At 56.5% G+C, this 13,174-nt stretch carries 14 protein-coding genes; 5 read left to right on the forward strand and 9 right to left on the reverse strand.

The genetic code is table 11. The features are described 5' to 3' along the window. Positions 1–73: 73 nt before the first annotated feature. Positions 74–940: a nickel/cobalt transporter gene (locus HZ995_RS02190; protein WP_209357054.1), complete on the reverse strand. Its 867-nt coding sequence runs from the start codon at positions 938–940 to the stop codon at positions 74–76. Further along, a complete protein-coding gene (locus tag HZ995_RS02195) occupies positions 931–1,614 on the reverse strand; it encodes a DUF1007 family protein (RefSeq protein WP_209357055.1) in 684 nt (227 codons plus the stop codon). The genes HZ995_RS02190 and HZ995_RS02195 overlap by 10 nt, the downstream gene beginning before the upstream one ends. A gap of 173 nt (positions 1,615–1,787) precedes the next feature. Between HZ995_RS02195 and HZ995_RS02200 the strand changes: the two genes are divergently transcribed. Continuing rightward, entirely contained in the window at positions 1,788–1,982 is a 195-nt protein-coding gene (locus HZ995_RS02200; RefSeq protein ID WP_209357056.1) for a heavy-metal-associated domain-containing protein, read from the forward strand. A 292-nt stretch (positions 1,983–2,274) separates the two neighbouring features. On the opposite strand, the gene HZ995_RS02205 is transcribed toward HZ995_RS02200, so the two are convergent. After that, positions 2,275–2,943 (reverse strand): L,D-transpeptidase, encoded by a 669-nt coding sequence (locus HZ995_RS02205; protein ID WP_209357057.1) that lies wholly within the window; start codon positions 2,941–2,943, stop codon positions 2,275–2,277. Positions 2,944–3,085: 142 nt separating this feature from the next. Between HZ995_RS02205 and HZ995_RS02210 the strand changes: the two genes are divergently transcribed. Together HZ995_RS02210 and HZ995_RS02215 are read left to right on the forward strand one after the other, a co-directional pair. Beyond that, positions 3,086–3,388: a DUF2933 domain-containing protein gene (locus HZ995_RS02210; protein WP_209357058.1), complete on the forward strand. Its 303-nt coding sequence runs from the start codon at positions 3,086–3,088 to the stop codon at positions 3,386–3,388. A 135-nt stretch (positions 3,389–3,523) separates the two neighbouring features. Continuing rightward, complete coding sequence (locus tag HZ995_RS02215; RefSeq protein WP_209357059.1) at positions 3,524–5,737, forward strand: protein-disulfide reductase DsbD family protein; 2,214 nt, start codon at positions 3,524–3,526, stop codon at positions 5,735–5,737. Between the two features lie 3 nt (positions 5,738–5,740). On the opposite strand, the gene ccmI is transcribed toward HZ995_RS02215, so the two are convergent. The 4 genes from ccmI to HZ995_RS02235 are packed head-to-tail and all read right to left on the reverse strand — an operon-like array spanning position 5,741 to position 9,935. Further along, the gene (ccmI, locus tag HZ995_RS02220) at positions 5,741–6,895 is read right to left on the reverse strand and encodes a c-type cytochrome biogenesis protein CcmI (protein ID WP_209357060.1); all 1,155 of its coding nucleotides are present in this window, start codon (positions 6,893–6,895) and stop codon (positions 5,741–5,743) included. Further along, positions 6,892–7,368 carry a cytochrome c-type biogenesis protein gene (locus tag HZ995_RS02225; protein ID WP_209357061.1) on the reverse strand — a complete coding sequence of 159 codons (477 nt, stop codon included), beginning with the start codon at positions 7,366–7,368 and terminating at the stop codon, positions 6,892–6,894. Before HZ995_RS02225 ends, ccmI begins: the two co-directional genes overlap by 4 nt. Further along, on the reverse strand, positions 7,365–7,931 hold the full coding sequence (locus HZ995_RS02230) for a DsbE family thiol:disulfide interchange protein (protein WP_209357062.1): 567 nt from the start codon (positions 7,929–7,931) through the stop codon (positions 7,365–7,367). The genes HZ995_RS02225 and HZ995_RS02230 overlap by 4 nt, the downstream gene beginning before the upstream one ends. A gap of 3 nt (positions 7,932–7,934) precedes the next feature. Beyond that, positions 7,935–9,935 (reverse strand): heme lyase CcmF/NrfE family subunit, encoded by a 2,001-nt coding sequence (locus HZ995_RS02235; protein ID WP_209357063.1) that lies wholly within the window; start codon positions 9,933–9,935, stop codon positions 7,935–7,937. Between the two features lie 181 nt (positions 9,936–10,116). Here HZ995_RS02235 and HZ995_RS02240 point away from each other — a divergent pair, with 181 nt between their 5' ends. Beyond that, complete coding sequence (locus HZ995_RS02240; protein WP_209357064.1) at positions 10,117–10,668, forward strand: hypothetical protein; 552 nt, start codon at positions 10,117–10,119, stop codon at positions 10,666–10,668. Next, a complete protein-coding gene (locus HZ995_RS02245; protein WP_209357065.1) occupies positions 10,652–11,140 on the forward strand; it encodes a rhodanese-like domain-containing protein in 489 nt (162 codons plus the stop codon). The genes HZ995_RS02240 and HZ995_RS02245 overlap by 17 nt, the downstream gene beginning before the upstream one ends. A 9-nt stretch (positions 11,141–11,149) precedes the next feature. Here the strand turns inward: HZ995_RS02245 and HZ995_RS02250 are convergent, their stop codons facing one another. Both HZ995_RS02250 and HZ995_RS02255 read right to left on the reverse strand, forming a co-directional pair. Further along, on the reverse strand, positions 11,150–12,436 hold the full coding sequence (locus HZ995_RS02250) for a multicopper oxidase family protein (protein WP_245168725.1): 1,287 nt from the start codon (positions 12,434–12,436) through the stop codon (positions 11,150–11,152). After that, positions 12,437–13,174 (reverse strand): DsbA family protein, encoded by a 738-nt coding sequence (locus HZ995_RS02255; RefSeq protein ID WP_209357066.1) that lies wholly within the window; start codon positions 13,172–13,174, stop codon positions 12,437–12,439.

The following is a 13,174-nucleotide window of genomic DNA, read 5'->3' on the forward strand; positions in this document are numbered from 1 at the left end:
TTTCCTTTTGCGATTTCCTGGATGATATAGGGCTTCCAGTCACTGGAAGCTCAAGAGGCAATACAAAAAATAATTAACCAATGATCAGTCGAGACAGGCTAATGGTCAAAACGGACACGCCCGCACATAGATAAAGTACGCCTGTCGAAATCGACATCTTGTCGCTATTACCCAAATGTATCAGAGTCCGCGCGAATACACCCGAGACCGCAATTCCGGAATTGAAAACAGCTGTACCTACACCCATCGCCAACGTGGCAATAGCGCCCTGCCAGAACACATCGAGCTGACCTGCTATCACCAAAAGAAACAACGCTCCAGTGCAGGGCCGGACAGCAATGCTAGCGGTCAACAACAATGAGTCGCGCAAAGACGTTAAGGCATCGATTTCTGCCAGATTCGGGCCGTGTTTGTGGTTGCAATGCACTCCAAGTGAAAGCGCCGTTTTGCGGTATTGACTTACTATTTTTGTGCCACGCGCTAAAAGGACTCCGCCGAAGGCTGCAAACAGGACAAAGCTAATCGGGCTCAGCCAATCCTCCGTTATTTGGACAGCATCGCTGCCACCCATCCAACGCAGGGCAACTACAATCAAACCGATCAAAAGGATTGCGGAAATCGCCTGCGCTATCGCTGTAAAAAAACACAGGAAGACCATCCGCAGCATCCCTGCTCTCGATGCCACAGCACTTGCCCCTAGAACAATTTTTCCATGTCCTGGCCCAGCTGCATGAACCAAACCATAAAGGAATGTAGCCGCACACAATGTAAGTACAGCAAAGGAGTCACCACTTTGGACCGCGCGCAAACTTGACGCCATCGCGTTTTGAAACCCGCGTTGATTGTCTGATGTCCAGGCAAGTATGGACGGCCATTGATTATAAAGACCCCAAGCCAATGCCAAGAAAACTGCTAGTATGACTGTCGGTCTCAGAAACATGACACAACCATCCGGTCGGCAAGCGTAGCCCCGATATTGCTGTCTTCTGGAGTTTCCTCACGTCCTAGCTTTTGCAGTTCTTGCAACACTTCATCGGATTGCGCCGAAGTATCGTACGGCGTCACCTGATACGAACAATGATCTGCGGCGCGACCAAAATCCGGGATATCGGATAGGCTGAACGCAAAGAAATAGGTACGTTCGTAGAATCCAATGTTAAATTTTTGCCCACGCAAACCCACGGGGACTTTCAAGTCACGCAGAAAAGTAATCTCCAAACGGTCGCCTATCATCCGCGCTGTTAAATTCCGCGGGTCTTGTAACGCAACGGGAGAGCCGTCCAAGCTGATGTGGACTGAGCCATCAAAATCGGGAGGAAAGCTGCTGAGAGTTGCTTCCACTAACTCGCGCTCCGAATCACTAAGTTCTAAGCTTGGAGCCAGGGACACATTCATCTCGGACAACATATAGAGCGTTTCAAAAGCGTCATACCGCCAGGTAACGCGGATTGCTGTGAACTGTTTGGCTTCCGAAACAACGAAATCGAAGCCACCATCAACGAATACATGCGGGTGGGCTCGCACCGTATAAGAGCCTGCTAGTATCGTTGCTGCCGCTAAAAAAGAACGAAATAAAGACTTCTTTCGCACTTGCACGCTGATCGACATTTTCATGTCGACCGTATAGGAGCATTCTGCAGCATGCGTAAATCCACCGAAATGTCATAAATTGTAACCAATGGCCGACTATTGCGACTTCGTCAGAGCCGCAATCTTTTGAACTCTCTGGGTTGACCTTCCACCATGTGGAATCTGTAGATTTCCCTGAGCTAAAGGAGATTCCCTGAATGAAATTGCATATCCCCGACATGAGCTGTGGCCATTGCGTTGCGACCATCGAAAAGGCGGTGAAGGCGAGTGACCCTTCGGCAATTCTAAGGCCAGACCTGGCCTCGCATACCGCGGAGATCGAGACTTCGATCTCTACTGTCGCCGTCATTGAGGTTTTGGAAGGCGCAGGCTATCCGTCAACTGCAGTTTGAATGAAGGGAAACGCGTGCATAGTTCCATGAGTCCAAAGATCGTCATTCTAATTGCTGGAGCTCTGGCCCTCACAGGATGCGCAACAACGCCACCTCTCGATGCTGATGGCGCTTATAGGGAGCTACCAGAGCCGCTTCTGGCCTTGGCGGCGCCCTACCAAAATCTCAGTAAGGTGCGACTGGATCAGATCGACAATTGTTTCTGGTATCTGCATGATGGCGCGGTTGAGCAAACCTGGCTGCCGCTGAGGACTGCCAACGGCAACCCGATTTGTCAGGCACAAAGCTAGGATCAGCCCCCGATCACGTCCTCCGGCGGGTAGAGGTGCGCAGTCTTGCCGGGCTCCACATTGGGATAGAGATCATTAATGTGTGCCATGATCATCCGCACGCACCCTGAGCTTGCACGACCGCCGATTGAGCGCGGTTCGGGCGATCCGTGAATCCTGAGATAGGTGTCGCGATTCCCGACAAATAGATAAAGGGCGCGTGAGCCAAGGGGGTTCTTTGGACCTGCATCCATACCATCCGCATGCTGCGCATATAGCCCGGGATCACGTTCGATCATCGCCGGCGTCGGGGTCCAGGTCGGCCATTTTCTCTTGAAGCGCATCGAGTAGACGCCCGGCTCGTAGAGTGACCCTCTTGCGATAGCTACCCCGTACCGCATCGCGGTGCGGCCATCCGGTTCGATATGATAAAGGTACCGTGCAACGGCATCGACATGGATGTCACCGGGCACGAGGCCTGACTTGGCCTCGACACGAACCGGCAGAAATCGTGGATGAACGCCCCATGGATTTGAAGACGCCGGATCGTAGTCAGCAGGTGTGACTTGCTGGTCCCAGACATCCCACATCTCTCGCGGCGATGACGGAGCCGCAATGCCTAGCCCTGCCAATGGTGCTGAAAACAGCGCTGCACCACCTGCAACAAAGTGTCGACGTGTTAACCCTGCCATTCAAAGGTCTCCTTCAGATCCAGACCGTCTTAATCAATCTGCGCGCAGGATTGAAAGACAAACGCGTCAAATGTCTCGAAATGTATCCTTGACCTGACAGTGCGGGAAGGGGCCATAAACCTGCAAACCAACGGAGAAGCTCATGTCGGATACCAACGAAAACAACGGCAAAAAAGGCTTTGGCTTAATGCACGCAGGCATGGCGGTCTGCTGCACGGTCATGCTGATACCCGTCGCCGGGTTTTTCATCGCGGGTGGCACGCTGGCAGGCCTGACAAGCAATCTTGCCGTCTTCGCCCCCATCGCTCTGTGCGTCGGCGTTCACGTGGCAATGTTTGCCTTGATGGGAAAGTCCTGCCACGGAGAAAAGAAAACCAAGAAACCCGCCGTGCAGGATGCACCGATTGAGCCGTCCCGGATGCCGGCGTTTGTGCGCAGCAGGTAGGTTTGCTTGCGAGCCGCATGATGCTGTTTCTGTTCCTCGGGGGCTGCGCCTGCATACCGGAGGATCGACAACCGACGCTGTCCAGCAGGTCTGCGCCAAAAGAATTGAAGGAAATAGCTGGATGTCGCATTGCGGATGAGCAAAGCGCGTCTGTTCAGACGGTTGTTTGCGACGACGGGCGTACCGGTTTCCGTGTCTCGGGCAAGTGAGATGAAAGCACCACGATACATCCTTTGGGCAATTGGCATCCTCGCGTTTCTCAACGTAGCATTTGGGCTTGTTGCGTCACCTGCTTCCGCGGCGCAAAGCACCACTGTTGAGACACCGGCGACCAAAGCAACGCTTGTATTTGCGCAAGACGGCATCGCACCTGGCGCAAAAACCGTTTCTGGTGCTCTGGTATTGGAGCTCGAGCCAGGGTGGAAAACCTATTGGCGGTCGCCCGGCGAAGTCGGCATTCCCCCTCAATTCGACTGGGACGGATCGGAGAACCTGAAAGAAGCACGCCATCTTTGGCCTGCGCCAGATCGGTTCACCGCATTTGGGATAGAGAATTTTGGCTATGAGACCCGTGTTGTCTTTCCAATCGAGTTCTCTCTGGACACGCCGGGGGAACCCGTTCGGATCGCACTGAACCTCAATCTGCTTATTTGCTCCGATGTCTGTGTTCCCGAGAAGCTGTCGCTAGATCACGAACTTCCTTTGGGAAGTGAGTTGGACCCAGCCTCTGCCGAGGTCATATCGGCAGCGCTCGCCACAATTCCATTAGAAGAGATGCCGTCAACAGTCTCCTCAGTGCAGGCTTTTGTTGACGTGGATCAGACCGAATTGATCGTTTCCCTGACTGGAACGCAGCCGTTCGGTAAAGTTGGTTTGTTTCCGGAGTTCGGAGAAGGGACTGCGTTTGGAAAGCCTGACCTCAGATTGAACCAAGACGGAACAGCGCTCTGGGCACGATTCCCGATCAACACGGTTGGCGAAATCGCAGCACCATTGTCGTTGACGGTGACCGACGAGAACCATGGCGCTTTTACCTTGCGTCCTTCGACGCTTGCGGCCGCTCCTGAGCCACCGTTCAATCCAGCGGGCGAAGCCAATGGTTTGAGCAAGGTTGTCTGGTTTGCACTTGTGGCTGTCCTTGGCGGCCTCATCCTCAACGTGATGCCCTGCGTGCTGCCTGTGCTGGCGATAAAGGTATCTTCCCTGGTGTCCAGCGGCGGCAAAGATCGCGCGCAGATCCGAACCGGTTTGATTGCCACGACGTTCGGGATCATGCTCTTCATGTGGCTGCTCGCAGGAGTGCTGATGGCTTTGAAAGTTTTCGGCATATCGGTTGGCTGGGGCATCCAGTTTCAGAACCCGCTTTTTTTGATCCTACTCATTACGCTTTTGATAGCCTTCGTGGGCAATCTCTTCGGTTTATTCGAGATATCGTTGCCGGCGACACTGCAAACCTCCATGAGCCGCGCGGGCGGGCAGTCGCATCTTGGTGATGTGTTCACGGGTTTTTTTGCGGCAATGCTGGCGACACCGTGTTCCGCGCCGTTTCTGGGAACTGCAGTTGCATTTGCGCTGGCAGGAAGCAACGCCGACATCGGGGTTATCTTCACAGCACTGGGGTTCGGCCTAGCCCTGCCCTACCTTGCGCTTGCGCTGAAGCCCGGCCTTGCGTCTGAGCTGCCCAAGCCCGGTCCCTGGATGGTCTGGGTACGCATCGCGATGGGCGTTCTGCTCTTGGGAACCGTTGCCTGGCTTGCCTGGGTCATGATCGGCGTTGCCGGCCAGATGGCCACTGTTGCAACCCTGGTCATCGCAGCAGTGATTGTTGGTCTTTTGTCCAGCGCAGGAAGCTACGGGCGCATTCCGGTTTTGCTGACAATCCCGGTTCTTGCCTTTGGTCTATTCTGGGCGCCCAGCCTTGCGCCGTCTGAACCAACTCCGATTGACCAAGATGTCACAACCTCAATCTGGGCACCGTTCGAGCGTTCCGCCATCGCCCGCCACGTTTCGCGCGGCCATGTTGTCGTTGTGGATGTGACTGCAGATTGGTGCGTGACCTGCAAAGCCAACAAGGCTCTCGTGTTAAATCGAGAGCCGGTGGTCTCTGCGCTACGGGCGGATGGGATCATTGCGATGCAGGCGGATTGGACACGGCCCAGTGACGTCATTGCCCGCTATTTGAAGGCGAACAATCGCTTTGGAATTCCTTTCAATGCCATTTATGGTCCGGGCGCGCCGGAGGGAATTATTCTCCCAGAAGTTCTGAGCACGCAATCGGTGCTTGACGCAATTGAGGCGGCCAAACCTATCGACTTAAGAGCACGTCTCAAGGATCTGGCGGAACTCTGAGAATTACTGCGACAACGATTCAAGCGCTTGGGCGGCGATTGCTTTTCTCGGGTCGGTCTGCGGTAGATCAGCCGACAAAGCTGCCGCATTCTTGTATGCGTCCTTTGCCCCTTCCGCGTTGCCGAGAACAGAATACGCGCGTCCCAACTGGAGCCACCCGTCCAGATCGTCAGGTTCGTCTTTCAAGCGGTCGGCCAACCCCTGAACCATGGATTGAATAAAGGCCGCCCGATCTTCCTGGCTCATTTCCTGAGCGGCTGTAACATCCTCAGCACTTGGCCCGCGACCTGCCAGCATCGGCGCAAACCGCGCCAGAGAGATCGGATCACGGCCAATGCCATCCCCGATCCGGTTGGCCTGCGCGACCAGGGTATCCATCCAGGGGTAGTATCCATCCGCCGCATCAAGGCGTGCCATGACCAGATCGTGTGCCGCAGCCGACCGGCCCGCTTGCTGCAACGCCAAAGCCCGATAATAGGTCACCGCAGGATTCGACGGGTCCCGGGCAGCAGCCTCGTTGATCGCGGCCTCCGCTGCCGACGTCATGATGCCATTCTCTTGCGCGACCAGAGCTTCTGTCAGCATGGAAAAGACCGCTGAGGTCGCCTCTTCGCGCTTTGACACGATTTGGAAGGCGGCGGCGGCATCACCGAAACGCCCCAAGCGCATATAGGTCTGGCCCAGAAGCATCCAGCCGTCACTCGGCCCGCCTTCAGCGTCGGTCTCTAGACGGGTTTTCAGCTGCTCGGTCAGCGCGACAATACGTGCGTTCTCTTCTCGGGCCTGTCGTTGCTCGGCAACGGCGACGCGGGACAAAGCAGGATTGCCAAATTGCGAATAATATCCGACTGCGGCAACGGGAACGAAAGTTATAGCAATCCAGAGCGCGATCCGGCTGCCGCGTGTCGACACAAGCGGCCCACTTTGATCTTTTTGGGCCTGTCGCAGAATATTTTTCTTGATCTCGATCCGCGCGGCGTCGGCATCGGTAGCCGAAACAACGCCGCGCGCGACATCCCGGTCAAGCTCTGCCAACTGGTCCGCAAAAATGGCCGGAGAGCTGTCCGCTTGATTGTTCAGCTCAGTCTTGGCGCGTAGCGACAGCGCCAAAATGCCCATTGACCCGAGTGCTAGTACGGCGATTACAGACCAGATCATTTCGCTACACCTTGATCCGTCTTCTTGAGATACGACGCGATCCGCTCTTCCTCAACCGGCGTTAACGTCTTTTCCAGCGGCGCGTTTCGCCGTCGGCGCGTGACCACCACGAATGCAATTAGGGAAAACCCCGCCAGAACAACCGGTGTGAACCAAAGCGCATAGGTGGCAGGTGTCAGCGGTGGGGACATCAGAACGTAGTCACCATAGCGGGCCCGCACGTAGGCCATGACTTCTTCATTAGTGTCACCCGCAACAAGGCGCTCGCGCACAAGAAGCCTCAGGTCACGTGCCACTCCGGCGTTGGAGCTGTCGATGTCCTGGTTCTGACAAACGACGCAGCGCAATCCCTTTGAGATGTCCCGCGCGCGGTCTTCAAGCACCGGGTCCGCAAGAATTTCATCGGGTTCAACCGCATGCACCGGCGCGGCCAGAACAACGCTAAGCGCGATGTAGGACAAAAAGCGCCTCATGATCCGGCCCCCGCTGACAGCGCGCCTGCGGCCTTGAGGGCGGCCCGAAATGTGGCGACCGCCTCATCGCCCACGACCGGACCGACATAGCGGTAGAGCACAATGCCACCTGCCCCAACGATAAAGGTTTCCGGCACACCGGAGATCCCCCACTCGATCCCGGCGCGGCCCGTCAAGTCTGATCCGATGCGCGTGTATGGATTGCCAAGATCACTCAGCCAGCGCACCGCGTCCTTGGGTTTGTCCTTGTAGTTGATCCCGTAGAGCGTCTGGCCTTCGTCCTCGGCGAGTGCAGTCAGGACCGCATGTTCAGCGCGGCACGGCACGCACCAGGACGCAAAGACATTTACGATCACCGGGCGATCAGCAACTATCAAGTCTGCACGTGCAAGACCGGGCACCTCCAGCCCCTCGACCGGCTCCAGCGCGAATTCGGGCGCTGGCTGAGTGATCAGAACTGACGGGATTGCATTTGGGTCTCTGTCAGGGTCCAACCCCCACAGAAAGAAGGCTCCGAACACGACCGCGATCAGAAGCGGCGAGAATGCCAGAATACGAACCATGGCTTACTCCGCAGGCAAGGCCGGCGCGGCAGCCGCGCGCCGTCTCGGTGCCCCCACCCGCAACCGCCGGTCGCTGAGGGAAACCAACCCGCCCAGGACCAGCATGGCCGAACCGACCCAGATGAAATTCACCAGTGGCTCATAGAGGATGCGCAGCGTCCAGGCCCCCTGAGCCCCGGCCTGATCTGAGGCAGGTTCGGCAAGCGATGCATAGAGATCGCCCGCCATCGTCGAGCGAATTGCGCTTTCAGTCGTGGTGCTTTGTGCCACAGGATAGAACCGTCGCTCAGGATAGAGCGTCGTGATGCGCGCGCCATCCCGGCTGACCAGTAACGTGCCACGGTCAGCGATGTAATTTGGCCCTCTGACCTTTTCAGCCCCCGCAAAGGTCACATCAAAACCAGCGATCTGGATTACCTTGCCCGGTGTGACAAACAGGATTTCTTCGGATTTCCAGACGCTCGACCCGACAAAACCGAAAATCGCAACGGCCAACCCGGCATGTGCCAAAGTCATGCCGTGGGCCGCCCGGGGCAGCCCGCGGGCACGCCGCACGGCCTCATCCATGGGTACATCGAAAAGCCGGATGCGAAATGCCCACTCGCGCAGCGTCGCCAGCAAAAGCCAGGCTGCGAGTCCCAGTGACAGATAGCCAAGCACGGGCCCGCCCTGGAAAGCATACCAGGCCACAAGGCCAAACCCGATCGCAAGCAGGCCCACAATCTTGACTAGCGCAACAACGTCGCCAACTGTTGCGCGCTTCCATGAAAGAAACGGTCCCAACCCCATTACGAACACCAGCGGCACCATCATCGGAATGAATGATGCATTAAAAAACGGAGGTCCGACCGAGAGTTTCTCTCCGCCAGTCAGGGCCTCGTAGAACAGCGGGTACAGGGTTCCGAACAAAACGGTGCCAGTTGAGGCCGCAAGGATCAGGTTGTTGACCAACAAACCGCCTTCACGGCTGACCGGTTTGAACAGGCCGCCGCCTTCCATGGAAGGTGCCCGCCACGCGTAAAGCGCGAAAGACCCGCCAATTGATACAGCGAGAAGCCCCAGAATATACAGCCCACGTTCCGGATCGACGGCGAACGCGTGCACGGATGTTAGCAGACCGGAGCGCACAATGAACGTGCCCAACAACGAGAGAGAGAATGTCAGGATCGCCAGCAGGATCGTCCAGCTTTTAAACGCCCCACGCTTCTCAGTCACGATGGCGGAATGCAGCAGGGCTGTCCCCATGAGCCACGGCATGAAGCTGACGTTTTCGACCGGGTCCCAGAACCACCAGCCGCCCCAACCCAGCTCATAATAGGCCCACCAGGATCCCAGGGCGATACCTGCGGTCAGGAATACCCAGGCCGCCAGCGTCCAAGGCCGCACCCACCGGGCCCAGGCAGCGTCAACCCGGCCTTCGATTAGCGCAGCAACGGCAAATGAGAACACAATCGAAAAGCCGACGTACCCGAGATAGAGAAGCGGCGGATGCATCGCTAGCCCCACATCCTGCAAAAGCGGATTAAGGTCCTGCCCGTCCAGTGGCGCGGGATAGATCCTGTCGAACGGGTTCGACGTAAACAGCATGAATGTCAGAAAACCAACGCTGATCCATGCCTGAACCGAAAGTGTCCGCGCTTTCGTGCGCATTGCCACGTTATTGGCGGTCACGGCCACCATGGCCCCAAACACAGTCAGGATGAGTACCCACAACAGCAAAGACCCTTCATGACTGCCCCAGGTGCCCGAAACCTTGTAAAGCAGCGGTTTGAGCGAGTGAGAGTTCTCTACGACGTTAACCACTGTGAAGTCGCTTTGCACGAAGCTGGTCATAAGAGCGGCAAAAGCGATCGCGGTGAAGAAGACCTGTCCAAGCGACGACCAAGTCGCGCTTTTCATCCAGATCAGATCACTCCGTGCGGCCCCCCAGATCGGCAGGACTGATTGAACCAGAGCCAGCGCAAGCGTCAACACCAGCGCAAAATGTCCAATCTCTGGAATCATTCGGATTTTCCTTCACCGTTTCACCCTTGTGGTTTAGCAGATGACAAGGTGGTCTATGATCTGGAATTTGTATGTTTTTGTAATCACTTGCGCGGACAAATCATTACGTCTTCGGGCGCGTAAAATCTTGGTGGCGTAAATATATAGTTCTCATCACGTATGATTGCCAAAGGAAGAAATTATGGCCCGCTCAAACAAGATCGCCGTTCTCACACTCATTTCGATTTTGACGTCTCCTGCAACGGCAAATCCGGATCATCATGACGGTGAAGACCAAACACAGAAGGGCGATACTCCTTTTGTTGATCAATCCGGCATGCAGGGAATGTCGGGTAAGGGGATGCTAGGCATGTCCGGTATCGGGGAAATGGATGGCTATCATATGCAAGTGGTGCAGATGATGATGCAAATGCATATGTCAATGATGGGTCAGATGCACGGTCGCGCATCAGACGCGCTAGCTGGCTTGTTTGCGGGTGGTTTAACCAACGAAGACATCATGCTCCGCTTCGATGCAAACGGCAATGGAGCGCTTGATCTTTCCGAATTCCAAAGCTGGAATACACACGTGCAACACGCCGTGTTGGTGGATCGTTTTCAAGCTATCGACTCGGATGGGGCCGATGCGATTTCGATGGACGAACTTGCCGCGGCTCGGAATGGCGTAAGCATGGCTGCGCACAAGGCAGGTGCCATGATGAACAGCGGAATGACAGATGACGAAAAAAACTAATTTGCGTGACGCTATCGGAAGGCGCGTTTTCATCGTCGGTGCGACTGCGATGGGAACCTTGCCCGGCCAAGGCGTATGGGCGCAGCAAGCTGAAATATGGTCTGCCAAGGATGCACATGATGCCTTGAAAGACGACCTGATCCGGCTTGTCGACGTCCGCTCGCGTCAAGAATGGGCTGAAACAGGCGTGGCACTCGGAGCATGGCCAATCAGCCTGCACGAAGACCGCTTTCCAGAGCGCCTGTTCGCCGCCAAGACACTTGCGGATGGTCGGCCAGTGGCGTTGATCTGCGCAACCGGAGGACGGTCAGGATACGTCATGCGCAGTTTGCGCGAGGCTGGATACAGCGGCTTCATCGATGTGTCGGAAGGGATGATGGGTTCCCCGCGTGGACCGGGTTGGATCGCTTCAGCCTTTCCCACGGTGAGCGCCGAGGCCGCGTTAAGTGGACTTCCAACGGAACTGGCCTGACAAAGGGTGTCATGCAACGCGGATCCATGTCGCCATCCCATCCGCTTGATGGCTGAGCATGTGACAGTGAAGCATCCAGTTGCCCGGGTTGTCCAGGACACACAGAATGTCGCGCGCCTCGCCTGCACGCACGAAGGTTCCGTCTCTGTAATCCCCCGGTTGGCCTGTCTCCGAATTTTCCCAGAAGTGATGGCCGTGCAAATGCATGACATGGTCGAAGGCCGTGGCGTTGTATAACGAAATCCGGGCGGTTGTTCCCCGCCGCACATTGAGTAGCGGCTCACGCGGCAGCCCGGACACATCATTCAGCGCCCAAGTCCCGAAACCGTCATGCTTTCCACCTCCGGCACCACCTTGCATGACAAGCCGCGCTTTGACTTCGCGGCCCTTTGGCTGGGGCATCGGGTTTGGAGGAAGTGCAGGAATGGCAGTTGTCCTGCGCTGCCGTTGGCCTTGCGCTGCGATCTGCCCCAAGGTTTGTCCGATGTCGTCATCGGCAAACGCAATCGCGTCTGAAACGTCACCAATCACGTCGCAGCGCTGCCCCGGCGCCAGAATGATATCCTCGAACGGTTGCGGCTGTTCGAGAGGCATACCATCAAGGGCAACAATCTTGCCTTCGATACCATTGATGCGCAGGCTATAGACGCGGTCAATTGACGGATTTATCAGCCGCAACCGCACCCGATCACCACGCTGGACCGTTTCCCGGCTGACAATTGCCGTCATCACATTTCCGATTCTGCCAGTTGCCGCAAACTGTTCGGCACCTGTATCCTCGTCGTACACTCCGCTGTCGTCGGTCAACATATCAAATAACTGGACCGTTATGTCATGATCGACATCCGGTGGCTGCTGTTCATCAATGATGAGCGGACCAAAAAGGCCGCGGCTGACCTGATCGTACGACACGTAGTGCGAATGGTACCAAAACGTGCCCGCATCCGGCACGGGGAAACGATAGTCGTGGCTCGCATCCGGCGGGATCACATCTTGCGTCAGCACGCTTACGCCATCCATTCGGTTTGGTAACCGGAGCCCATGCCAATGCACCAGAACACCATCCTGCAGGCCGTTCTCAACGCGGACGCGCATGTGGTCGCCCTGCCCCGCACGCAGCTCCGGACCTGGCCAAGACCCGTTGAATCCCAGCAGTTCCTGCCGCATCCCACCCACAGAAGCCATGATCGGTTCCGGGCGCAGAGTGTAACTACGTGTCGCCGCAAACGTGGGCATGCCTGCGGCCGACAGCGCCGCCAGACCGCCACCTAGCGTTTCTCGCCGGGTCCATTTCATCTACTGGTTCTTGGCCTCCCGGACCGCTGCAACCTGCTCGATCAAAACGTCTGCCTCAACAAACCCCGGGATCAGGGCATCTCCGATGACAAAGGAGGGCGTTCCGTTAAAGCCCAACGCGCGAGTCAACTCCATCGAGGTCTGGATATGTTCATCCACCTCAGGGGCGTCCATGTCACGGCGTAACTGGTCAATATCGAGCCCGACGTCGCGCGCGATCCGCAGCACGCTGGCCTCTTCGGCCCGGCCCTGCATTCTCATCATTGCGACGTGAAATTCTTCATATTTTCCCTGTTCACGGGCGGCCAAAGCCGCGCGCGCAGCAAATACGCTACCCTCCCCCAGAATGGGCCATTCACGATAGACCAGACGCACGTTTGCGTCCTGTTCAACAAGCGCATCGACCTGCGGCATGACGCGGCGGCAATAGGGACAGTTATAGTCAAAGAATTCTACCACCGTGACATCGCCGTCAGGGTTGGCCAGCACGATGGCATTGGGGTCTTGTTCCAACCTATCTCGTTCAGCCTTCAGAACAGTGGCAGCGGCGGCGGCCTGATCCTGTTGCTGGCGCTCTTCCAGTAAGCGCACTGCCTCCATGATGATCTGCGGATTTTCGAGGATGGCTTCATAGACCAGTTCCTTGATCCGTTCGTCTGACTTGTCATCAGCATATGCTGATAGAGGAATCAGCGCGGCTGCGTAGATTGCGAAAGGGGCGAGTTTGGCAAGCTTCAT

This window comes from Cognatishimia activa, from assembly GCF_017798205.1.
GTDB lineage: Bacteria > Pseudomonadota > Alphaproteobacteria > Rhodobacterales > Rhodobacteraceae > Cognatishimia > Cognatishimia activa_A.